Origin of the sequence: Xenorhabdus vietnamensis (assembly GCF_002127535.1) — a bacterium.
GTDB lineage: Bacteria > Pseudomonadota > Gammaproteobacteria > Enterobacterales > Enterobacteriaceae > Xenorhabdus > Xenorhabdus vietnamensis.
Map to the genome: position 1 here is coordinate 121,555 of NZ_MUBJ01000003.1, position 23,374 is coordinate 144,928.

25 protein-coding genes and 1 other RNA gene are annotated in these 23,374 nt (G+C 43.1%); 16 read left to right on the forward strand and 10 right to left on the reverse strand.

Going from position 1 to position 23,374, the window contains the following annotated elements:
- The first annotated feature begins 42 nt into the window (after nucleotides 1–42).
- Nucleotides 43–933: a 16S rRNA (cytidine(1402)-2'-O)-methyltransferase gene (gene rsmI, locus Xvie_RS04605; protein WP_086108185.1), complete on the forward strand. Its 891-nt coding sequence runs from the start codon at nucleotides 43–45 to the stop codon at nucleotides 931–933.
- A 43-nt stretch (nucleotides 934–976) separates the two neighbouring features.
- An RNA gene (gene rnpB / locus Xvie_RS04610) (RNase P RNA component class A) lies at nucleotides 977–1,357 on the forward strand.
- A 106-nt stretch (nucleotides 1,358–1,463) separates the two neighbouring features.
- Here the strand turns inward: rnpB and Xvie_RS04615 are convergent.
- A complete protein-coding gene (locus Xvie_RS04615) occupies nucleotides 1,464–2,219 on the reverse strand; it encodes a pirin family protein (protein ID WP_086108186.1) in 756 nt (251 codons plus the stop codon).
- A 113-nt stretch (nucleotides 2,220–2,332) separates the two neighbouring features.
- Here Xvie_RS04615 and Xvie_RS04620 point away from each other — a divergent pair, with 113 nt between their 5' ends.
- Entirely contained in the window at nucleotides 2,333–3,229 is an 897-nt protein-coding gene (locus Xvie_RS04620) for a LysR family transcriptional regulator (protein ID WP_086108187.1), read from the forward strand.
- 148 nt (nucleotides 3,230–3,377) lie between these two features.
- Here the strand turns inward: Xvie_RS04620 and Xvie_RS04625 are convergent, their stop codons facing one another.
- The 5 genes from Xvie_RS04625 to Xvie_RS04645 all read right to left on the reverse strand — a co-directional run bounded on the left by Xvie_RS04625 (nucleotide 3,378) and on the right by Xvie_RS04645 (nucleotide 5,914).
- Nucleotides 3,378–3,773 carry a DoxX family protein gene (locus tag Xvie_RS04625; RefSeq protein ID WP_086108188.1) on the reverse strand — a complete coding sequence of 132 codons (396 nt, stop codon included), beginning with the start codon at nucleotides 3,771–3,773 and terminating at the stop codon, nucleotides 3,378–3,380.
- Between the two features lie 266 nt (nucleotides 3,774–4,039).
- Entirely contained in the window at nucleotides 4,040–4,333 is a 294-nt protein-coding gene (locus tag Xvie_RS04630) for a YqjK-like family protein (protein WP_244175456.1), read from the reverse strand.
- A complete protein-coding gene (locus tag Xvie_RS04635) occupies nucleotides 4,317–4,718 on the reverse strand; it encodes a phage holin family protein (protein ID WP_086108190.1) in 402 nt (133 codons plus the stop codon). Before Xvie_RS04635 ends, Xvie_RS04630 begins: the two co-directional genes overlap by 17 nt.
- Before the next feature lies 1 nt (nucleotide 4,719).
- Nucleotides 4,720–5,025: an ElaB/YgaM/YqjD family protein gene (locus Xvie_RS04640; RefSeq protein ID WP_086108191.1), complete on the reverse strand. Its 306-nt coding sequence runs from the start codon at nucleotides 5,023–5,025 to the stop codon at nucleotides 4,720–4,722.
- A 220-nt stretch (nucleotides 5,026–5,245) separates the two neighbouring features.
- Nucleotides 5,246–5,914, reverse strand: coding sequence for a DedA family protein (locus Xvie_RS04645; protein WP_086108192.1), 669 nt, complete (start codon nucleotides 5,912–5,914; stop codon nucleotides 5,246–5,248).
- Between the two features lie 681 nt (nucleotides 5,915–6,595).
- Between Xvie_RS04645 and sstT the strand changes: the two genes are divergently transcribed.
- Nucleotides 6,596–7,840, forward strand: a complete 1,245-nt coding sequence (gene sstT, locus Xvie_RS04650; protein WP_086108193.1) for a serine/threonine transporter SstT — start codon at nucleotides 6,596–6,598, stop codon at nucleotides 7,838–7,840.
- Nucleotides 7,841–7,922: 82 nt separating this feature from the next.
- On the opposite strand, the gene Xvie_RS04655 is transcribed toward sstT, so the two are convergent.
- Nucleotides 7,923–9,944: an NADPH-dependent 2,4-dienoyl-CoA reductase gene (locus Xvie_RS04655; RefSeq protein ID WP_086108194.1), complete on the reverse strand. Its 2,022-nt coding sequence runs from the start codon at nucleotides 9,942–9,944 to the stop codon at nucleotides 7,923–7,925.
- 338 nt (nucleotides 9,945–10,282) lie between these two features.
- Here Xvie_RS04655 and Xvie_RS04660 point away from each other — a divergent pair, with 338 nt between their 5' ends.
- On the forward strand, nucleotides 10,283–10,879 hold the full coding sequence (locus tag Xvie_RS04660) for a GNAT family N-acetyltransferase (RefSeq protein ID WP_086108195.1): 597 nt from the start codon (nucleotides 10,283–10,285) through the stop codon (nucleotides 10,877–10,879).
- Between the two features lie 32 nt (nucleotides 10,880–10,911).
- On the opposite strand, the gene Xvie_RS04665 is transcribed toward Xvie_RS04660, so the two are convergent.
- From Xvie_RS04665 to Xvie_RS04675, 3 genes are all read right to left on the reverse strand, one after another.
- Nucleotides 10,912–11,850 carry a VirK/YbjX family protein gene (locus tag Xvie_RS04665; protein WP_086108196.1) on the reverse strand — a complete coding sequence of 313 codons (939 nt, stop codon included), beginning with the start codon at nucleotides 11,848–11,850 and terminating at the stop codon, nucleotides 10,912–10,914.
- Between the two features lie 487 nt (nucleotides 11,851–12,337).
- On the reverse strand, nucleotides 12,338–12,772 hold the full coding sequence (locus Xvie_RS04670) for an acetyltransferase (RefSeq protein WP_086108197.1): 435 nt from the start codon (nucleotides 12,770–12,772) through the stop codon (nucleotides 12,338–12,340).
- 304 nt (nucleotides 12,773–13,076) lie between these two features.
- Nucleotides 13,077–14,246, reverse strand: a complete 1,170-nt coding sequence (locus tag Xvie_RS04675) for an MFS transporter (protein ID WP_086108198.1) — start codon at nucleotides 14,244–14,246, stop codon at nucleotides 13,077–13,079.
- Between the two features lie 396 nt (nucleotides 14,247–14,642).
- On the opposite strand from Xvie_RS04675, the gene Xvie_RS04680 reads away from it, so the two are divergent.
- The 11 genes from Xvie_RS04680 (at nucleotide 14,643) to Xvie_RS04725 (ending at nucleotide 23,365) form a co-directional block, all read left to right on the forward strand.
- A complete protein-coding gene (locus Xvie_RS04680) occupies nucleotides 14,643–14,912 on the forward strand; it encodes an Ogr/Delta-like zinc finger protein (RefSeq protein ID WP_086108199.1) in 270 nt (89 codons plus the stop codon).
- Between the two features lie 389 nt (nucleotides 14,913–15,301).
- The gene (locus Xvie_RS04685; protein WP_086108200.1) at nucleotides 15,302–15,772 is read left to right on the forward strand and encodes a VapA/VapB family virulence-associated protein; all 471 of its coding nucleotides are present in this window, start codon (nucleotides 15,302–15,304) and stop codon (nucleotides 15,770–15,772) included.
- Nucleotides 15,773–16,150: 378 nt separating this feature from the next.
- On the forward strand, nucleotides 16,151–16,648 hold the full coding sequence (locus Xvie_RS04690) for a phage tail protein (protein ID WP_086108301.1): 498 nt from the start codon (nucleotides 16,151–16,153) through the stop codon (nucleotides 16,646–16,648).
- A 91-nt stretch (nucleotides 16,649–16,739) separates the two neighbouring features.
- Nucleotides 16,740–17,855 carry a DUF2586 domain-containing protein gene (locus Xvie_RS04695; RefSeq protein ID WP_208612519.1) on the forward strand — a complete coding sequence of 372 codons (1,116 nt, stop codon included), beginning with the start codon at nucleotides 16,740–16,742 and terminating at the stop codon, nucleotides 17,853–17,855.
- A complete protein-coding gene (locus Xvie_RS04700) occupies nucleotides 17,856–18,311 on the forward strand; it encodes a DUF2597 family protein (protein ID WP_086108202.1) in 456 nt (151 codons plus the stop codon).
- 193 nt (nucleotides 18,312–18,504) lie between these two features.
- Entirely contained in the window at nucleotides 18,505–18,774 is a 270-nt protein-coding gene (locus Xvie_RS04705) for a putative phage tail assembly chaperone (protein ID WP_086108203.1), read from the forward strand.
- 50 nt (nucleotides 18,775–18,824) lie between these two features.
- Nucleotides 18,825–18,965 (forward strand): DUF6890 family protein, encoded by a 141-nt coding sequence (locus tag Xvie_RS21345; protein ID WP_167376232.1) that lies wholly within the window; start codon nucleotides 18,825–18,827, stop codon nucleotides 18,963–18,965.
- Entirely contained in the window at nucleotides 18,962–21,214 is a 2,253-nt protein-coding gene (locus Xvie_RS04710; protein ID WP_086108204.1) for a phage tail tape measure protein, read from the forward strand. The genes Xvie_RS21345 and Xvie_RS04710 overlap by 4 nt, the downstream gene beginning before the upstream one ends.
- The gene (locus tag Xvie_RS04715; RefSeq protein ID WP_086108205.1) at nucleotides 21,207–21,542 is read left to right on the forward strand and encodes a DUF2590 family protein; all 336 of its coding nucleotides are present in this window, start codon (nucleotides 21,207–21,209) and stop codon (nucleotides 21,540–21,542) included. The genes Xvie_RS04710 and Xvie_RS04715 overlap by 8 nt, the downstream gene beginning before the upstream one ends.
- Nucleotides 21,532–22,716 (forward strand): baseplate J/gp47 family protein, encoded by a 1,185-nt coding sequence (locus Xvie_RS04720; protein ID WP_086108206.1) that lies wholly within the window; start codon nucleotides 21,532–21,534, stop codon nucleotides 22,714–22,716. Before Xvie_RS04715 ends, Xvie_RS04720 begins: the two co-directional genes overlap by 11 nt.
- Complete coding sequence (locus tag Xvie_RS04725; protein ID WP_086108207.1) at nucleotides 22,709–23,365, forward strand: phage tail protein; 657 nt, start codon at nucleotides 22,709–22,711, stop codon at nucleotides 23,363–23,365. The genes Xvie_RS04720 and Xvie_RS04725 overlap by 8 nt, the downstream gene beginning before the upstream one ends.
- The last annotated feature ends 9 nt before the right edge of the window (nucleotides 23,366–23,374 follow it).

The following is a 23,374-nucleotide window of genomic DNA, read 5'->3' on the forward strand; positions in this document are numbered from 1 at the left end:
TTTAAAGATGCTCAATTTTAAATCGGTCATTCGGATGAAACAATGAATCAAACCAATCGAGCAGTGATTACGACATCCACGCTATATGTTGTACCAACCCCTATTGGAAATCTGGGGGATATTACTCAGCGTGCTCTTGAAGTTCTTAAACATGTCGATCTGATTGCAGCCGAAGATACGCGACACACTGGCTTGTTGCTTCAACATTTTGCCATTAATGCGCGTATGTTCGCACTTCATGATCATAATGAACAGCAGAAAGCAGATCAATTACTTACGAAACTTGAACAAGGTGCGAGCATCGCATTGGTATCTGATGCTGGTACACCTTTGATCAATGATCCCGGTTACCACCTTGTCCGTCGCTGTCGTGAAGCTGGAATCAATGTCGTACCACTTCCCGGCCCGTGTGCGGCAATTACTGCACTGTCTGCTGCGGGCTTGCCTTCAGATCGTTTTTGCTATGAAGGTTTCTTGCCTGCCAAAAGTAAGGGGCGCCAAGATACCTTGCGTGAGCTGGCACAAGAACCGAGAACACTGATTTTCTACGAATCGACACATCGTCTGTTGGACAGTTTAGAAGATATTGTGAAAGTGTGGGGCGCGGATCGTTATGTTGTTCTGGCACGGGAATTGACCAAAACGTGGGAATCTATTCAAGGAATGCCTGTTGGTGAACTTCTGGCATGGGTCAGGGAAGATGAAACCCGCCGTCGGGGTGAAATGGTTCTGATTGTGGAAGGATACCGTAAACCTGAAGATGATAGCCTGCCGCCGGAAGCTTTGCGGACGTTGGCGTTGCTGCAAAAAGAACTTCCATTGAAAAAGGCGGCGGCATTGGCGGCAGAAATTCATGGCGTGAAGAAAAATGCCTTGTATCGTTATGCCCTCGATCAAAATGCTGCACGGGATCAAATTGAAGAAGACGCGTGAAAACTCCTATACATTGAATAGTAAACCTCTTATAATCCGCGCCGGAGTTGACCAGACAGTCGCTGCTTTACCGCTCTCCCTCGGGAGAAGTAAAGGGGAGGAAAGTCCGGGCTCCATAGGGCAGGGTGCCAGATAACGTCTGGGAGGTGAAAGCCTACGACCAGTGCAACAGAGAGCAAACCGCCGATGGCTCATTTTCGCAAGAAAGTGGGATCAGGTAAGGGTGAAAGGGTGCGGTAAGAGCGCACCGCGCGACTGGTAACAGTTCGTGGCACGGTAAACTCCACCCGGAGCAAGACCAAATAGGGGTTCTCATGGTACGGCCCGTATCGAACCCGGGTAGGTTGCTTGAGCCAGTGCGCAAGTGCTGGCCTAGATGAATGGCTGTCCAAGACAGAACCCGGCTTATCGGTTAACTTCACAGATTTAGCCCTATAGAGCGAAAGCTTTATAGGGCTTATTCTTTTTTTTGGACAAAGTGGAACAACATGGAAGTGACATCAGGAACAAAAGGAATTAGCCATCCAAATTTAGTCATCCAAATCAATAAATAGACCTTTAAATGATGTATCCGCCTGTAATATCACTTTCTGCTCTCCCTGAATGAATACCCCATCCCCGCATTTAATTTTTATTTCCCTACTTTTGTCACTATTGGTTCTTGTACTGCCATTCGTTACTGTGTTGTCATTCATTACTGAGTTACCGCTGATTACTGCATTACCGCTGATGGATTGCAGGTAAGCATGTTTGCCTCGTAAAACCAAAATCTGGCTGTTATGGGGCTTAAGTGTGAGATAGCTTATCCAGACTTGCTGGCGCAGATGCATACTATTGCTTTCTGACGTAGGAGAGGCCAGCAATGTAAGCGGTTTGTTTGGCAGCACCTTACGCTGTAGCGGCTGTGTTTCTTGCTGAGGGCAGGCATTGAGCCAGAGTTGCAGCCGTGTCAGTGGCATTTTGTCACTGGTATTGTGCTCACTGTAACGGATCCCTTGACGGGCAGAAAATAACAGGCAATCTCCCTGACGAGCATGGAAATTATTGCCCTCACTGTCTCGATATTGAACTTCTCCTTGCAGGATGATATTCAAAACATCAACATGAGGGTAGGATTTAGGTTGGAATTCAGCTTTTGGTGCCAAAACTTCCTGATTAAGAACCCGCAACGCCCGGTAGTTCAAAAATTTTGGGTCAAAATAGTGACCAAATGAAAAAGTATAGCGAGCCTGTAACCAGCCATAGTCGGCTTTTCCGCATTGATTTGCTGCTCTTATTATTATCATGACTGTTTCTCTTCAACCAATAGATCTATGATCCTCGATCTTAATTATCTGGACGTTGAAATGTTAGCCAGTTAATCTGGTGACTATATTCAAAATTCCTGATTGAGAAAAATATGGGCAAAGAACGTGCGCTTACCTTGGAATCCCTGCGGGTAATGGATGCGATAGACCGACGGGGAAGTTTCGCGGCAGCAGCGGATGAGTTGGGCCGAGTTCCTTCTGCATTGAGTTATACCATGCAGAAATTGGAAGAAGAGCTGGATGTTGTGCTGTTTGATCGCTCTGGCCATCGCACGAAATTTACCAATGTTGGCCGGATGTTGTTGGAACGAGGACGATTATTGCTTGAGGCGGCAGAGAAATTAACAGCAGATGCCGAAGCACTTGCCCGTGGCTGGGAAACACATCTGACTATTGTGTGTGAAGCGCTGTTCCCAATCAAATCGCTTTTTCCTCTCGTGGATAAATTGGCAACTAAATCAAATACACAATTTTCGTTAATGACGGAAGTGCTGGCGGGCGCTTGGGAACGTTTGGAAACCGGGTATGCAGATATTGTGATTGCACCTGACCTTCATTTTAGGGCTTCGGCGGAAGTGAATTCACGAGCACTTTATTCTATTAACAATGTCTATGTTGCCAGTGTGAACCATCCTATCCACCATGAACCAGAACCACTGTCTGACACTACACGCGTAAAGTATCGCGGAATAGCAGTAGCTGATACGGCAAGAGAGCGCCCTGTATTGACGGTTCAACTATTGGATAAACAACCGCGTTTGACGGTGAGTACACTGGAAGATAAACGTCGGGCGCTTTTGGCTGGATTGGGTGTGGCAACTATGCCATATCCTATGGTGGAACGAGATATTGCCGAAGGTCGCTTGCGTGTTGTTGGTTCGGAATACAGCCATGAAACCAACATTATCATGGCATGGCGGCGCGATAGCATGGGAGAAGCGAAAGCTTGGTGCTTACGTGAAATCCCCAAACTGTTTGCGAAGAGATAACGTGCATAAAAAAACAGTTAATGTATTGGCGGTTAAGCCCATAAAGCCAATATAGTGGAGCTAGTATAATAATAAAGAAATTAATAATAGAGAAAGTCACAATAGAGCAAGCCCCTTGCTGAGAATAAACAGTAAGGGGTTTCTGTTTTTACCAGTTTTTCTTTAATACATGATCAATACTGAATCTTCCCGGCCCCATCATAGCCAGCAGCAAATAGCCTGCGCTAATAGAGATGTTTTTCAGGAACATGGTCAGGTTCATGTCATTTGAGAAATCATTGTGGAACAGAACTGCCGTCAGAATGCAGAAAATAAATGTAAACACCGCCGTGGTACGGGTTAACAGGCCGAACATCACAGCAAGTCCGCCCCCAAGTTCAAGTAAGATGGTCAGTGGCAGTAAAATTCCCGGCACCTTCATGGCTTCCATAAATTCCTGCGTTCCTGCGTAGGCTTCACCTAATTTCCCATACCCTGCGATAATGAAAAGAACGGATATTAAAATACGGGCAACCAATAGGCTACTATCTTCAAATTTTTTCATGAACGTCTCCAAAAATACCGCAGGTAGCGATAAATAAGCTGTCTGCTTTGATTTTTCGCGCAATAAATAAACCAAATGGCACGATTTGTTAATCACTGTTTGATGGGTGGTATTCTAAAGAGAGGTATTATTTGTTGATAGTAAGGAATACTAACAATTTCATGCAGTTTTTTTGAATTAATTATCTGGAATACAGAAAGGGATTTGAATAAGAAACAGAATTGCAGCTAAACGGCATGAACAATGCCTTATAACTTATTTTTTACTTATAGTGTATTTCGTACGATCTTCACGATCCCTAAGATACGGATAATACGATGTGACCAGCGATAAAACTTCTTGGGATGGCGTAGGCCATAAAGCAGGGCAATGCCAGAACCAATAGCGAAATAAGGCTTGAAAGCAAGCAGGGTTTGCCAGCCCTTATCATAAGATTGCGTGGTTTCAAGCCAGTTCTGGCTATAGGCAGAGAGTAGTTGCCGTTGTTGCTGGATCTCTTTTAAGAGCTGCTGTTTTCGCAACTTTCTCCGATGATGCCCCGATTTATTCACGATGGTCATCCTCCAGCATTTTGCGGTCAATATTCAACTGCTCTCGGGTAGCGTTAAGAAAAGTCAGTTTCCGAGCTTTTTTTATCGTCCATATTGCACTGAATATGGTAAGGAGCAGTAGCGTTACTGTAGTGATAATCATCGCCGTTATTCTGTCGGCTGGATCAATGGTCCAGAATATCAGCACCAATAAGCACATCAGGCCAAAGCCCGCGAACAATAAGGTAAATCCTACCAGCAGCAGCAGTTGTATCAGTGTTGCTGTTCCCTCTTCTAACTCAACAGCAATGAGCTGGATACGGGTTTCAACCATGTGAACAACAATTGCTGCTACTCGTCGTACAGTATCAAATAGCCCTTTTCCAGGGCCTTTCGAGTGGGAGGATTGAGTCATTTCAGCGCCTTGAAAGCAGGACGCCCAATACAACGCCGACTGCGGCACCGATACCGACACCGGTCCACGGATTGTCACGGACATAATTATCTGCCCGGCCGGCAATTTCTTTCGTTTGATCGACTAGTTTATCGTTGGCATCATTGAGGGCAGTACGTGCATCTTTCAGCATTCTTTCTGCTTTACTGCGTAATTTTTCCAGTTCAGCCTTTGACTTCTCACCAGAGTCATTAAGGACTTCTTCCAGAGTATCCGCAAGGGATTGTAACTCAGCACGTAAATCCTCAGAGCTTTTTTTCTGTGGCATTACTTATCTCCTGAATATACGGTGGATGAATCTCTACCATAGACGCTTTTATGAGGAGTTTAAAGCATGAATAGATGAAAAATTGTCTTAATATGCTACGAATTAATCTGAAAAATGGTTTGAAGTGGATGAACAGGAAAGAGTAATGGATAAGAGAAATTGGCCGGAAGAATAATGCCCTGTGGTATTTTTGAGTGACACCACAGGGAAAAGTGGATTGTTATAGGGAAGAATTATTGGCGCGTTTTTTACGACAAACGACAACCAGACTGCCAATTAAGCCGATGAGCAGCAAGCCCAATGGTAACAGAACCAAAAAATTCATCAGATATTCTTCATACTGGCGGAACAGAGGACTTTTACCAAGAGCATAACCCAGTGTTGTTAGAATAATTACCCACAGGAATCCGCTCAGCCAATTGAAGATTTGGAAACGTCCATTTTTTAGCCCGGCAAGGCCTGCCAGTGTTGGTAGCAATGTTCTGACAAAAGCAATGAAACGGCCTATCAGCAAGGCAGATAGGCCATGACGATGGAATAGGTTATGTGCACGTTGGTGGTAATGTGCGGGAAGGTGTGACAGCCAGCCCTGAACTAGTTTCGTATTGCCAAGCCATTTTCCCTGAAGATATCCAACCCAGCAACCAAGGCCTGCCCCAGCGGTGAGAATGACTAAGGTTTCAGGGAAACTCATAGCTTCTTTTGCGATCAAGACGCCAACTAATATCAATAGACTATCGCCGGGTAAAAATGCGGCAGGCAGTATTCCATTTTCCAGAAATAGAACAATAAATAGCAGGATATAGATCGCCCATACTAACGATGGATTAGCCAGTGTTTCGTAATCTTGGTGCCAAAGTGCATAAATAAGGTCTGTTACAATTTCCATCAAATGTTCCTAAAACGCGGGTTAAGGATTGCATCTTACTTTTATGGTGCATTTATGGTGAATTTCTATTGGGCGCTCTGGAATACAAAGCATTAAATTCCGGTGCCATAAAGTGCTCTCGAAATCCTTTCAAGATGGCATAAAAATTGACAGGGACACTTTAACAAAATCAGCAGTAGCGAGACAGAAAATTTTGTTGAGCAATTGAACATTACCTCAATGTAAAAATTAGTTTGTTCGGATATCAATTAATTAATCATTTGATGAATTTCCCAAAAATAGCATTAATGGGTGATTTAACATGCGGATGGATTAAATTTATATATTTTGTCAGTTAAATCCACACCTGCTTATTGACTGATTTGACGAAAAGTAATCCTGCTATGATGCCCGTATTAAATAAATAATCTGTATTTATTGCTTAAAATATGGATTTGGTAATTATTTGAATTAACGGGTTAATTTGTTGTTTTTTATTGCCATGTTTATTACATCATGAATGTATTGCGATGAGAAAATTGCAGTTTCGATCACAGTAATGTAAATGAATTGTTATCAATTGTTGTGTTATCTGTATATTGCAATGAATTATGCATTGTCGTTCTTTTAATTTCCCTGTACTGGGAAAGCAAACACAAAAACATCAGGCTCAGTGAGCTAAAAATATCAAATGGATAGACTATGGAAAAACAACAAAAAGGCTTTGTGCGGTACATTACACAAGGAAGCCTAGTAAAACAAATTCTGATCGGATTAATACTGGGAATATTACTGGCATGGTTAGCGCCTTCCGCGGCTGAATCGGTTGAACTGCTTGGAGCACTCTTTGTCGGTGCATTGAAAGCGGTGGCTCCTGTTTTGGTGTGGATATTGGTCATGTCTTCGATTGCAAACCACAAGATAGGCCAGAAAAGCAATATTCGCCCGATCATATTCCTGTACATTCTAGGTACATTCCTTGCGGCAGTAGTGGCCGTAATTGGCAGTATGTTGTTCCCATCAACGTTGACGTTGGTGACGAATGATGCTCAAGTATCACCACCGGAAAATATTATGGAGGTACTGAAAGGGGTATTGATCAATATTGTCGCCAATCCGATCGATGCGATATTGAAAGGGAATTACATTGGAATTTTGGCGTGGGCAATTGGCTTGGGTATTGCCCTGCGTCATGCTAAAGAATCAACAAAGACAGTACTTCAGGATTTATCAGAATCAGTGACACAGATTGTACGTGTCGTTATCCGTCTGGCCCCTATTGGCATTTTCGGATTGGTTTCTTCAACAATTGCGACAACTGGTTTTATAGCTTTGCTAGACTATGTTCACCTGTTAACTGTCCTGATTGGCTGTATGATTATCGTTGCTCTGATCGTCAATCCACTGATTGTTTTCTGGAAAATCCGTCGTAATCCATATCCGTTGGTTTTTGAATGCTTGCGCGAAAGTGGCGTAACGGCGTTCTTTACCCGCAGCTCTGCCGCCAATATTCCCGTGAATATGTCAATGTGTCGCCGTATGAATCTGAATGAGGATACCTATTCCGTTTCCATTCCGCTGGGCGCAACTATCAATATGGCTGGTGCAGCAGTAACCATTACCGTGTTGACACTGGCGGCAGTGAATACTCTGGGCATAGTTGTGGATATTCCTACAGCGATATTGCTGAGCGTGGTTTCTGCCATCGCTGCGTGTGGAGCGTCAGGAGTCGCGGGAGGTTCATTATTGTTGATCCCACTGGCATGTAGCATGTTTGGTATTTCCAATGAAATCGCTATGCAGGTTATTGCTGTAGGGTTCATCATCGGCGTATTGCAGGACTCTGCTGAAACAGGTCTGAATTCTTCTACTGATGTGCTGTTTACCGCTGCGGCTTGTCAGGCAGAAGATGCCCGCATGGCGACTGACCAATTGGCTCAGCGCTAATTATTTGCTGTAATGAAAATGGTGATAATTGCTTGACGAATTATCACCATTTTTCTTTGGATTTTTATCCGAAGCGAGCTTGTTACATTTTCAAAGCCAGTCTGGCCCCCTGATCGATAGCCCTGCGGGCATCTAATTCGGCTGCGACATCTGCACCCCCAATCACATGCACGGTTTTTCCCATTGTTTGCAACGGCTGGTAGAGTTCTTTCATCGGCTCCTGCCCAGCACAGATAATTACGTTATCGACTTCAAGACATTGTTGCTCATCATGGCGACGGATATGTAGCCCTTGATCATCAATTTTCAGATATTGAACGCTGTTGAGCATTGTTACGCCCCGCATGGACAGACTGGCTTTATGTATCCAGCCAGTGGTTTTCCCCAAACCATCACCGACTTTGGAGTCCTTGCGTTGCAGCAGATAAATTCTGCGTGGAGAAGGCTCTACTTGTACCCCATCTGGCCGCAACCCGCCCCGATATGTAATCGTCTGGTCAATTCCCCACTCATGGCTAAACGCATGACTGCTCAGGCTGGTGCTTTGCCCGCTTTGACTCAGATACTCAGCGGTATCAAAGCCAATACCTCCGGCACCGATAATGGCGACGCGTTTTCCGACTTGTCGCTTGTGTTTCAATACATCAAGGTAAGTCAGTACTTTTTCATGATCAATGCCGTCGATATTGAGGGTACGTGGTGTAATCCCTGTAGCGATGACAACTTCGTCAAACGATGAAAGCTGGTCGGCAGTGGCCGTATGGTTGAGGCGCAATTCAACACCATTCAATGCTAATTGGCGTTCAAAATAGCGTAAGGTTTCATGGAATTCTTCTTTGCCGGGAATTTGTTTAGCGATATTAAATTGCCCGCCAATTTGATTTTCCCGTTCAAACAGCGTGACATGATGTCCTCGGCTGGCGGCTGTGACAGCAAAGGATAACCCCGCTGGCCCTGCGCCGACGACAGCAATAGTTTTGGGGGCTTTAGCTGGGGCCGTAATGAATTCGGTTTCGTGGCAGGCGCGTGGGTTGACCAGACAAGACGTCAACTTGCCGACAAAAACTCTGTCCAGACAGGCTTGGTTGCAGCCTATGCAGGTATTGATTTCATCAGCGCGGTTTTGCTCGGCTTTCAACATAAATTCGGCATCAGCAAGGAAAGGACGCGCCATAGAAACCATATCGGCACAGCCTTCACTGAGAATTTGTTCGGCAACTTTGGGATCATTGATGCGGTTGGTTGTAATTAAAGGGATGCTGACTTTCCCCATCAATTTTTGAGTGACCCAGCTGAACCCGGCTCTGGGCACCATAGTTGCAATCGTTGGGATGCGGGCTTCATGCCAGCCGATGCCAGTATTGATGATGGATGCGCCTGCTTTTTCAATCTCCAGCGCCAGTTGTTCGATCTCTTGCCAATTAGAGCCATCTTCTACCAAATCCAGCATGGAAAGACGATAGATGATAATAAAGTGTTCTCCCGTGATGGCGCGGACAGCTTTGACAATTTCGACAGCAAAGCGCATACGGTTTTCGAAGGTTCCACCCCACTTATCCTGACGATGATTCGTGCGTGTGACCAAAAACTGGTTGATCAGATAACCTTCTGATCCCATGATTTCCACCCCATCATAACCTGCTTGTTGTGCAAGTTGGGCGCAACGGGCAAAGTCCTTGATTGTCTGCTGGATGACTTCCTCAGACATTTCTTGAGGTATAAAGGGGTTGATCGGAGCTTGAATGGCTGAGGGCGCGACAGAGTTTTGATGATAGCTGTAACGTCCGGTATGCAGGATTTGCAACGCAATTTTTCCCCCTGCCTGATGTACAGCATCTGTAACGAGCTTGTGATGAGGTAAGGCGTTTTCACTATCCAGAACGCTTGCTCCTGCTGCGGCAGCACCCTGTTGATTTGGTGCAATGCCGCCAGTCACAATTAATGCGACGCCTCCCGCCGCTCGTTCTGCATAAAATTGGGCTAAACGTGGAGCACCATCGGGATGTTCTTCAAGACCCGTATGCATTGAACCCATCAATACACGGTTTTTTAATGTGGTAAAGCCCAAATCCAGCGGTGCAAGCAGGTGGGGGTAATTGCTCATTGCATTCTCCATCAAATATTTAGTAGCTCAAGAAATATTATTTTTTCTGTATGGAGCTATATAGCTAAGTGGTCGGATGAGATGATATTCAAATTTAGACAGTTCCGGCATTATTGGTATCACTTTGTTAATTGATTGTGACAAATATCATGAAATAGAGCATCAATGGCACCTTAATGAAAATTTGTTGAGGATAGAAATGTATCTCATTTATGATTATTGTGTTTTCTAGCTGTAAGTTCTGAGAATTCTCTGTTTTATGATGATTTAAGTAAATATTTTGGAATTAAGTGCTGTAATTATGAAATATAATGGAAATAAATATGGAGTAAATAAGTATGAAAAAAATAACAGATTGGGTTACGTTGGTAGGAAAAAGCGTAACTTTAGTCCCTTTATCGCATGATAGACATGATGAATTTGTTCGCGCCATTAAGGATGGGCAGTTGCATAAACTGTGGTATACCAATGTGCCCGATCCCTTAAATGTCCATGCTGAGATTGAACGCCGTTTAGCCCTACATGCTGATGGCAGCATGTTGCCTTTGATTGTTATTGATAATGCAACAGGAATGGCAGTGGGTATGACAACATACATGAATATTGTTGAGAGTATTCCCAGATTGGAAATAGGTTCTACATGGTATGCGCATTCTGTCCAACGTACTGCTATCAATACGGAAGCAAAATTTTTATTGTTGCAGTATGCATTTGAGGAACTGGAGTGTGTTGCGGTGGAATTGCGTACCCATTTTTTAAATCACCAGAGTCGTAAGGCGATCGAACGGTTGGGGGCAAAACTGGATGGTATTTTGCGTCATCATTTACGGGCCAAAGATGGTTCGTTAAGAGACAGTTGCGTTTATAGCATTCTTCTCAATGAATGGCCCGCCATTAAAGCCCATCTTACATGGTTAATGACGAAGCCACGTTGAGTTCCCAATTGGTATTCCTTTCTGACAGGAAATCAGGCTGTTTTAAGGGATGCCTTGATATTGTTTTCCAGATCATCCAGTAATTGATAGCGACGGCGATATTCAGCGCGTTTTTTACTGGGGATATCATCCAAAGATTTTCTTTCTATGAATGATGGTAAATGGAAGTCATTATTTTCTTTTCTGATACCACTTAAGGACTCCCAGAAGGAATTATAATCCGCCACCATTTGCTTCTTCTTTTTATGCCAATAACGGATACTACGGTAGATATGAGTCTCATTACTGACTGCCAAGATCTGCTCACAATTCACATGTTCGGCAAAACGACAAATAGCCTCAATCAGCAGGCGCTTGGGAAATAATCCATAACACTCTTTAGTGGCGTGGCGGATAATATCCAGAGAATTATCTCCTTTAGCCGGGCCTTGTAATACACCAATAAATAGTGTTTGTTTGCCATCTATTGTTAATAAAGTAAACGCGCACTTAGCCAGAATGACATTATCCGCAGTAGTAATATATAAAGAGAGTTCACCTTCTTTATTCAGATTGTCCAATGAATCAATATATATCAGAAATGTTTCATTTTTTCCTTGAATAGTTGCTAATAAATAAGCATGAATATCAAAAATTCTGCTAATGATGGCAGGTTCTAATTGCTTGAATAATAGCTGATAGTGTTCATTAAGAGCATTTACAATTTGTTTACGCTTAAAATTAATGCTTAAGTATGGGCGATGTAATTTGCAAGGCAAACTGGGCTGTTTTTGCAAAATTTCCAAATAACGAGGTGTACTGGCAAGGCCATTCAACAGTTTTAATGTAGAAACAGGTGTCAGGATACTGCGCAGTGCAAATTTGGTGCGGTTGCTGGAAGAATACCAGTGCTCCCCCGGAGTAACACGTTTCCCAATAAGATCAGCGAACAGCTTCATCCCTGAAGATGCAGGTTGTTGTAGATAATTCATTAATGCTTAAACTCACAAATAAATAAAAATACTTACAAAGGCGTTATTATATCATTTCTTTATCAAGTTCTACTCAGACGTTTACAAAATATTCCATTACTTTAAATTTATTTATTTTTCATATTAGAAAATATTATTTTTTTTCCATTCCAATATTATTGGAATAATGCCTATTTTTAATTCGATTCGTGAATAATACATTGGTTTAATTGTTTTTTAAATTTATGGATTGTTCTTTTTGTAAACTAAATGAGATGGGGTACTCGATAAGGTTCTATATAACGGAGAGAGAAAATATAGTTAACAAAAAATTAACTTGAAAGATGAAAGGGAGAGGTTGTCATTTTTGTGGAAGTTATTTGTAGAAGTTCTTTATAAAATAGCTTTATTATGCATTTTCTGGAAAACCACAAAACGATTTTTAACATTCTGAGGCTTCCAGTGTGATTGAGGTATTACTGGAATAGGATATATTGGCGACTGGATTTCAAACCAGTTTCATATGCAATAGAGGAAACGGATTCCCTTGCCCATCAATTTCTGAACGGGAAAAAACCTGAAATCCCATATGTTGGTAGAAGCCAACACCTTGTGTATTTTGCTCGTTTACATCTAATTCGTTGATCTGTAATTCGTGAATAGCAAATTCCAGTAACATCTTGCCGATCCCTGTTCCCCGCGCTTGCGGTGCAATAAACAACATTTCTACTCGATATTGATCGGTACTGATAAATCCCACGATATTGTCTTGCCCCTCTACAGCCTTATAAACAGTGAGATTAGGCAGGTAATCGTTAAGGATTTGCGGGCGTAAAACTTCAATCATGGCTTTGGGCAAGAAATCATGAGTTGCAAGTACCGAGGCTTCCCAAATCTGAATCAGTGTTGAAAAATCAGTTTTGGTGGCTTGTTGTATCTGCATTTAATACCTTCCTATTTTTCTATCAGTTACGATTTCAGATTGAGTGTTTTTGCGGCTATCTTAAAGTGAAAATGATGCAATGCAATTGGGATAACATAATCTATTGCTTCTGTTTCTTGACGAGCATATGTTCAATATTGTCAATGATATTGGTATGGCTGCATTATGTGGTTTTTAGGGAGAAAGATCCCGCCCAGAACAAACCAGAATTGATATGGAAATATCTATAATGTGGGTTAGTGGAGTAAAAGCAAAAAGCACCACAGATTGTGGTGCTTTCATGCGAATTAATATTATTTCGCAATTAGCTTACCAATACACGCTCTTTGCGGCCCAAGCTTGCCAGCAGCATATAAATTGCGGTAACCAATAAGACAATGAAAAAGAAACTCATCAGCCCGTTATGCTGGACTTGAAAGTAGTGCTGTAACATAAAATGCCCCGCTCCCAGTGGACCAACAGCAGAACCAATACTATAACTTAACAACATGACCTGACTTGCCGCTACAATATAGGACGCATCCAGCTTGTCACAAGCGAGAGTAATCGCAATGGGATACAGTGCAAAAGATGACATTCCCAAAAGTGCCAGAGCCACTATCATTACAATGTAATGTTCAAATAGATACATTATTCCTACGGCGAATACACCCAACAATGACACCATTGCCAATAGAAAAGTTTTGCTCATGATAATGGACAGCTTGCTGATAATAGGCTGTATGACCATTCCACCCAGAATAACGGATGCCATCAATACACCGACTTGCTCGGCATTGAAATGGCTTTGGCTTAGCGATAAAGGCATTAATCCATAGATAGAACCCATAACAATGCCAGATGTTATACAGCCAACGATCGCTGGTTTACTGAATTCGGTGATTTTTCTCAGCGATATGCTCTGGTGATGGAGCGCGGGAGGTTGCCCGTGACGTACGAGTAATGGGGGCAAAATAGCGACAAGCAGCAGCGCCGAAATCACCATAAAGGGGATCATCCCCTGAGTACCGATAGATCCAATCAATAACTGGCCTAAAGTTGTCCCACCATAAAGAGAAGTCATATAAAAGCCCAGGCGCTTGGCCCGTTCTTTGGGATTATCGCCAATCAGCAGCCAGGATTCGACCACGACAAAAATACCGGCAACGGCCACACCGGCAATGCATCTAACAAATAACCAGATTTCTTTATTTGGAAAAAAAGGCAATACAATTACTGTCGCTGATAAAAGCAACAAAAAAACAATAAATGAAAGACGATGACCTATCTTGGCAATAATAGGCTCAATCATCATTGAACCTATTAATAGACCGATGTAATAAGCACTGGCTAACCAACTGGCATAAACCGTATCAATGCTGAAATTTGCCATTGACAGAGGAATTAAGCTCATTAGGTAACCTGAAGCAATTGCAAAAACAGTCAAGCCGGCGACAGGTACAAATGCACTGTCATTCTTGCGCAGCAGTTTCACTACTGTCGTCTCCACATAAAAAAATCAGCTAGAAATGCGCTGCTTCTCATCAAGATTTTGCCGAACGGCGACCACGATATATGCCAATGACTGGAATATATCTTGGTGATTTAAGCAGTAGGTAATTTACTCAATAGCCTTGAGTGGTGCGGACTATAGCCCTTTCTCACAAAGAGATACAACGAGAAAAACTGATACTCATGAATGAAAAGATTTATGGAAAAAAGGCATATAACGAAACGATTCTCATTAGGATTTGTTTGTGGTTGGAGTAGAAAGAAGACTGATGTATCAGTGACATTACATTCCATATTAAGAAAGGTTACGTGAATTCAGAGGTAAAATACGCAAAAAGTCAAAATCTCCAAAATATAAATCTATTGGGAAACGAGTCGAATGCGTGTATTAAAAATTTTTTGTCCTGAATGTGGTGCTAAAGCTGTCATTAGTAAAACCAATCGGAAGCACCATGAAATTGCTGATCTTTACTGTGCGTGTTCTGATATTGAATGTGGTTACCGATTTGTCATGAATTTGACTTTTTCGCATACATTAAGCCCCAGTGCCAAAACTGGCGACAAATTGCTGCGGACCATGGTGAATAACCTCAATCCGCAACAACGTCAGGAGGCATTGGCTTTATTGCAAGCTGATTTAGTTGTTTAATGTTGAAGTTACTCTCGAACTTTTCATCATTCATAGAATTCATTTGTAAAATTAATGTTTATTTTTTGTTGAAAAAATCAAGATTAGTATTATACTTTTAAAATGAAATAGGTTTATATCCTTCAGCTTGGGGTTCATTGGATATAAGCTGTCGCTTTCGGTAGTTTATTTAGAACAAACCATAATGATAAAAAAACTGATAAATAACATCAAACTTATAATGAGAAAAGTTCCTTTGTTAATAAAATAATGCAATGGAAATTAAAACTATTTATTACTATCTGGAATAAAGATACATAATTATTCTCTGGTAAATAAGATAATCGGAAATAATACTTAAGTATTAAATATATATTATATAGTTATAGGATTTATATCAGGAGGGTATTATGAGTAATATCTCAAATGATGAATCAAAACGTTCTTTATCTAATGAACAAAGATTAGAAGTTGTAGAGTCTTTATCTGAATTATTAACAGGAAAATTAGATCAAGAGATCATTGATGATGCACGAAAAAAAATATTGGAAAAAAGATCAGTAAGCCTTAAAGCTAAATTAACTATAACCAGTTTTATCTTTTACCATAAGGAGTTTTTAGAAATTGAAAATCATAAGGAATTTTACGGGACATCTGGTGGAGTGACATCACTAGGCGTTGGAGTGTATTCCGGTTATTTGCATACAGATGATATTGATAAATTGTATGCGGAGGGGCTTGAGTTTACTACGATTACCACTGCTGTTTTTGCAACTATACAATTTTGGAGTATAAAAGATAGAAAATTGTTGGGGCATTTTGAAGGAGGAGGAGTAGGAACGACACTTGGCACAAATGGTGGTTCTGGTTATTGGAGATGAAAATAGTCTTGCAATGAAAAAATCTCGTTTTATTTCTCTGATTGGGTTATCAAATATATTTTATTACCATCCTTAAACCACCTCTTCGAGAGGTGGTTTTTGTTTCTATTTGAACAAAATAGGGCGTGGCGAAATATTTTAATTCTGATGAATTCGGATATTGTTCGATAACCGAATTCATCAGAATTAAACCATTCGCAGAGTTTTATTAGATCCGCAATAATGCACTTGATTCGAACGGAAGGGATTAAGTATCCCAATCTAATCCACGATTAGGCGTGAAAACGCTTCGGCAAGGGATTGCTACCCGTTATGAGTTAAAGCGGATTTTTACCCGTAATTAATGAAAGGATTGAAACTGACAGCGGTATGCATGATATGAGCAAATTACAGCAATTAACGACATTTTTACGGGAAAATTTGCCAGAGTCTATTGGTAAAACGGAATTTACCAGTGACATGGGGGAAATCCACTTTATTCAGGCTCAACGGGACTTAGGGCTGGGGCAATACCAGATGTTTATCCAAAAGTATGACGCGGTGATTAAGTGGGAGAATTTTCCTTACAGGGAGCAAGATCCCCGATATATCCCGCTGTTAATAGATACGTGGCTGACAGAGCAAAACGATGAATTAGGGAGTGCCAATCAGGGACAGGAACGTCCAACCATGACGGTCAAAGCGAATGAAGAAACCGCCGTCGTTGTGGTGTCGTTGTCACTGTCAGAGCCTGTGATTATGCGTGAGGATAAAAACGGTATCGTCCCCTTTGATGGTAAACGCTGGCTGCTGGCTCCTCCTGAAATCTGGTTTGCTGAAAATAGTATCGTGCATTACATGGATGAATCAGGCACAGCCGTTGAGCAGATCCAATAATGGTCAATGGGCAGTCAAAGCAGAACGGTTTAAGGAATAGCAAAACGCACATTGCAACCTTGAGCGACTGAAAACATAAATAAAGGAATAAATTATGTGGCCACATGTTCAGGTTAATCAAGTTAACCAATTACAGGGCGAAACAAAGGAAATTGAGCGGGTATTGCTCTTTGTTGGTACGGGAAAAACCAACGTAGGCAAAACTCTCTCCGTGAATACCCAGACGGATTTTGATTCCGTATTGGGAACAGCGGATACTGCTCTGAAGCGCAGCGTACTGGCGGCGATGGCAAACGCAGGGCAAAACTGGTCTGGTTATATCCACGTCTTGCCAGAATCGGCAGATGAACTGGCCTTTGTCGAGGCGGTGACAGCAGCACAGCATATTGCCAGTGTTGAAGGTTATGTGCTGACGAATGGTGCAACGAAATCCACTATCAAGGCCGCGCAAACCTTGCGGGCAAATATTATTGCCAAATTTGGTCGTTGGCAGTGGGCTATTCTGGCTGTTGATGGAGCACAGCCGAAAGAAATCTGGGCGGATTATGTTTCCCGTCTGGCTGAACTGCAAAAAGGCGAAGCAGTTACTTCGGTGCAACTCGTGCCGTCTTTGTGGGGCAATGAAGCGGGAGTTTTGGCTGGTCGTCTGTGCAACCGTGCCGTAACCGTGGCAGACAGCCCGGCACGAGTCCAGACAGGGCCATTAATGGACATGGGTTCGACGGACTTTCCGCTTGATGGTGAAGGAAAACCAATTGATTTGGCAACACTACAGGCGTTGGAAAAACTGCGTTTCAGTGTTCCTATGTGGTATCCCGATTATGATGGCATGTATTGGTCAGATGGTCGCACATTGGATGTGGAAGGCGGGGATTACCAGAGTATCGAAAATTTGCGTGTTGTGGATAAAGTTGCGCGCCGTGTACGCTTGCAGGCTATTGCTAAAATTGCCAATCGCAGTCTGAACAGTACGCCGGGCAGCATTGCAACGCATCAGGCTTACTTTGCTCGTACATTGCGTGAAATGTCCCGCAGTACCGAAATTAACGGTGTGACATTCCCCGGTGAAGTGAAATCGCCTGAAGATGGTGACATTGCTATTACATGGCGCAATAAAAACACGGTAGAAATTTATATCACCATTCGCACTTATGAATGCCCGAAAGGGATCACGGCGAGTTTGCTGCTGGATTTGGGAGGGAACTAAATGAGCCAGCGTATTTCCGGCCAATCGGTCGATTTTAATATGGATGGAGATCTGGTTCATGCTGAAAAAGTGAATCTATCCATTACTGACAATACTGCTGCGGCTCAGACACAGGGCGTACCGGATGGTTATATTTCCGGTGATGTTGCGGCAGAAGGGGAAATTGAACTTAGCACCAAGTATCTGGATATCGTGACTGCCAAGGCGCGTTCCGCAGGTTCATGGCGCGGTATTCAGCCTGTTGATTTGATGTGGTATGCCAAAGCAGGCAATGAAGAAATGAAAGTCGAGGCTTATGGCTGCAAACTGATCCTCAGCGATATTCTGGATGTTGATCCGAAAGGTGGAAGTGTAATGACACACAAGGTTAAATTTGTGGTTACTTCCCCAGATTTTGTACGCATCAATGGTATTCCATATTTGGAAGCAGAGTTAACCCGCAATCTGATTGGCTAAATTGATTATATAAATATTGTGGGCACGGAAGAATATAAGAAGTCATTAGTTGCATGAATATTATTATATACATGCACTGGGGCGACTTATGACATCAGGGATGATGTTTATCTAAAACAATATAATCTAAGACAATATAAAATAATCTAAGACAATCTAATAAATGGATTAAATGAAATAAAGGAATTAAATCATGAGCAAAGAAAATAAAATTGTTAGTTTAATTGTCTCTGGCAATGAAATTAAATTCGAACCGAATATTGTTGCTTATAATAATATGATTAACGATATGACAATGGATAATAAAATTGTGCCAATTGTGACTTATTTACGTCGTATCGTTCAACCAGCATCTAAATCTGCTCTTGATGAATTATTGCAGATTCCGGGTGCAGCAATGCAATTAGTTGAGAAAATTAACTCTGAATATGCACCAAAACTGGAAATTGAAATAAAAAACTAAATGCACGGGTTAAGGCTATTGATAATAGTTTATTTGAACAGGCCTTAACTTTGCGTCGTCATTATTTACCAAATGAAAATGATGAAACGGAAAATTTAGCCCGTGCAATTTGGTTGGATAATCGATATTGGGAATATACACGCATTGCAACTGCAAATGGAATTGCACTGGCATTCAAAGGTGAGTCATGAGTCATCCAAGTTTTATACACAAACTAATCAGTGAAATTACACGACCTATTACCAGTGTAAAAACAGAACTTGTTGATCTTGCTGAACAATCAAAAAAGGCATTTGGCAACATTTCAGCGGGTGGGCAAACAATAGCTGATTCGTTCTGGTCAACTCATGGCTTCCTTGAGCCAGCGATTCAAATGGATGAAGCACTGAAATCAGCCTCATTACAGGGAATTGATAGTGGAGTCATGGCAAAAATTGCCAAAGACTCAGTGACCTTTAGCTCACAATATGGCAAATCAGCCATCGAGTTTGTGCAATCAGCGGTGGAAATTAACAAAGCAGTACAGGGACTGGAGAAAACAGAATTACCTCAGATGACCAAGATTGCCAACACGACCGCTGTAGCTCTGAAAGCCAGTGCGGCGGATGTGGCTGGCTATATGGGGACAATGTTTGATCTGTTTTCCGATCATGCTGAGGCTGTAGGAAATATCCAGTTTGCTGAGGAGCTATCAGGGAAGGCCGTTTTTATGGCGCAAACTTTCGGCACCAGTATACCGGAAATTACGCAACTGTTGGAAAATTCCCGCAAGGCAGGAACGAACTTCGGTGTAGGGATCGATGAACAACTGGCAGTATTGGGGGAATTGCAGAATTCATTGGGAACGGATTCCGGCCGTGCTTATGAACGCTTCTTATCGGTTGCGACTAATGGTGCGAAAAGTTTGGGATTGAGTTTCGTTAATGCATCAGGTCAAATGCTTTCCATGCCGGAAATGCTGGAAAAATTACAGGCCAAATATGGCAAGAGCATTGAAGGTAACCTTAAGGCGCAAGCGGAGATCGAAGCTGCATTTGGTGATTCTGCTGTGGTGGTTAAGGCGCTCTTCAGCAATGTTGATTCGTTGAGCAAGAATATTACGGCGCTGGGTGCGAATGATGGAATGGAGCGTACCCGTGAAATGGCTGCACAAATGGCAGATCCGTGGGAACGATTACAGGCCATTTGGCAGAACCTTCATATTCTGGTGGGTTCAACATTGCTGCCGGTTATCAAACCTTTGGTCACCTGGCTCGCCGATACCAGCCAAATATTGGTGCGCTGGATGAAACTGTTTCCCAATATCGCACGCTGGATTGGCTATATCACGCTTGCGATTATGAACTTTGCTGTCGCGGGAGCAGTGGCCAATATTGTGATGGGAATATCCAAATTTATCCTGATTGCACTGAGGGGGATTTGGATAGGTTTTACCTTGATCATGAAATTGGGAACAGCAGCAATATGGTTGTATAGGGCGGCTATCATTGCATTTAATGTTGTGCTGAGGATATTACGCGGTACATTGCTGGTTATTCGTACGGCAGCAATTTTGGCAGGTATTTCATTCAGCTTTATGAGCTGGCCGATATTATTGCTTATTGCGGTTATCGCTGGATTGGTGATTGCTGTTATTAAATTCTGGCAACCTATCAAGGCATTTATTAAAGGTTTTATTCAGGGCTTTAGTGAGGCCAGTGGTTCACTTACACCCATTTCATCTTTATTTAGTGCGATTGGTGGGGCAATTGCTTTTGTTTGGAATGGTGTCAAAGATCTATTTGGCTGGATTGCCAATTTATTGGCGCCAATACAATATACCAATGAAGAATTACAAGGAGCCACTGAGGCAGGGCGTGCCTTTGGCCAGATAGTAGCAGGGGCTATTGGTTTAATCATGCTGCCAATAAATTTAGTTATTCAGTTTGTTGGGGTATTGGCGCGTTTGTTTATGGCTGCATGGGAATTAATTGGGCAGGGGTGGGAAAAACTATGTAACGCGTTCAGCAATTTTTCACTAGCGGACATGTTCTCCGGTATTGGCGATCTATTAAGTTTCATTCCGGGATTAGAAATGGGATCTATTGGCGCCAAAATCATTGGAGAAATGGTTGCTGAGCCAATGGAAAAAACAACGATCCCTAATATGGGCATGGGGGAAAATACCCACAAATTAATAGCACAACCTAATAGTGTTTTGCAGGGGCAGCCCCAAGCTATGCTCCAGCCTGTACAAGCAATAAAACCGCAAGAAAACTCGGGAATATTAACGGGTGGAAATAAACTGGGCATTAATAAAAATGGTTTGATTAACGAGGTCGCCGGTAATTCACAGACCATTAATGATAATAGCCGACGTATTGAAAGCGTAACGCTGAATATTTCCAATGGCATAACGCCGGATCAATTAACGGAATGGGAGCACGTGGCTTATGGATGAGCCTAAATATATTGATTTATTAATTAGTGAGCGTGACTTCACGCTCAATTCAGGGAATGAACCACTTTTCTGTAATAACCGTATCTCTATTGGACAAGATTGTGTTCACGCAATTATTGAAAGTGGATTGGCAACGAATTTAATTGCCGAACGCAGTCCGACATTACGGGCTGATATTCATACCCAGATAGTGATATTGGTTGAAAATGATGAGCGGATTATTCCAGGGACGGTCAGCATCAATGAAGAATCGCGGACTAAATTATGGATCACGGCTGAAACCTACGATTTTGGTCGTATTAACGTGAGCGTAGGTAATGGAAACTAAACCGACGATTGATTACGAAAAAGTGTTGCGTGACAGCGGGATGCCGACTATGGAAACCGAAATCAGCGCCGCTTTTGCCAAAGCTGTGGATGAGTCAGGACTTATAACCAACACCTCGCGGATGTCTCCCTTTTGGCGGTTGATTAACACCATTGTGACGCGTCCGGTGTTGTGGTTGAAAGAGGCATTAATCAACGTCACGCTGAAAAATATGTACCTAGCGACCGCATCGGGTACATGGCTGGATATGTTCGCCTGGGGCGTTAACCTGAAACGTAAACCCGCCTCTGCCGCACAGGGGGTGATCCGTTTCTATAAGACGGCGGGAGCCTCTGCCGTGACCGTGCCTGCCGGAACGGTGATCCAGACCGAGCGCATTAACGGTGAAATTTACCGGGTCAGCACCACGGAAAGCGTGGCGATTGCCGAAGGCGTCAGCAGTGCCTTATTGCCTGTGAGGGCAGAAGCCACAGGCGGCGCATTTAACCTTGCCCCCGGCTACTTTCGACTTCTGCCCGTGGCAGTGTCCGGTATTGCGCGGGTACAGAATGAAGAGGGCTGGCTGTTAATCCCCGGCGCGGATGCGGAATCCGACGATGATTTACGTGACCGTTGCCGCAACCAGTATAACCTCGTCGGTCACTATCATACGGATGCGGTTTACCGGGGCATGATTGCCACTGTTGCAGGTTTAAGCATTGACCGGATTTTCTTCCTGCATGATGCGCCCCGTGGGGCAGGCACCGCCAATGCCTATCTGTTGCTGGATTCGGGCGTCATCAGCCAGCCCTTTATTGAGGCGGTGAACGATTACATCACCAATCAGGGCCACCACGGGCACGGCGATGATATGCAGTGCCTGCCGATGCCGGAAACGCATCATAATTTGTCGGTCACGCTGTTTGTGGAAAATCTGGCGAACTACAGTCAGGAGCAGATAGCGACATTGAAAACCGATGTTGGAAACCTTATCCGCTGCGCCTTTCGGGAAAATACCGACTATCAGGTGAAGAAAACATGGCCCTACTCGCGTTTTTCTTTTTCCAGCTTAGGGCGCGAAATCCACCGTGAATTCAGCGAGATTGTATCACTGACTTTTTCATTGGGTGACATTCTCAGTGAACTGAGTGTACCGAGGCTGAAAACGCTCTCAGTGGAGGTGAAGAATGTCTGAGTTTAAGGAACATCTTAAGCGGCTGGCCCTGCCCTCATGGATGGATAAGGGCGAACCCGCCAAACTGCTCAATGCAGCACGGGAATTCTGGTCACAGGTTTACGGCTGGCTGATATGGCCGCTGGCCCAACTGGATGCCGAAACTTGTACCGAATCGCTGTTATCGGTGCTGGCCTATCAGCGCGATATCCAGCGCTTTAACGGCGAGCCGCTGCCCCTGTTTCGCAAGCGGGTGAAGTACGCCTTTATCAACGCGAAAGATGCAGGCAGCATCGCAGGCTTTATTGCCATCTTTGAACGTCTGGGCGTGGGTTATGTGGAATTACTGGAGCGCCAGCCGGAGATAGACTGGGATGTAATTATTCTACGCCTCAGTGATAGCCAGATAGCGGCCAATCCTGATTTGTTGATGAATATTATCCGCCAGTATGGGCGTACCTGTCGCCGTTACCGTTTTGAAGTGATCGCGAAAAATCAGTTATTGATGCGGGTGGGTAGTATAGACGCAGACTATTGCACGTATGCCGCTGCCATTCCGACCCAACCATTATTATTAAAAGTGGGGCATATCGCAGGCGTTGCCGTCTGTGACAGTGCCACCCTCAAGGAAAGTACTGCACCGAACGTCACCTACGGTGCATCATTATAAGGAAATAGT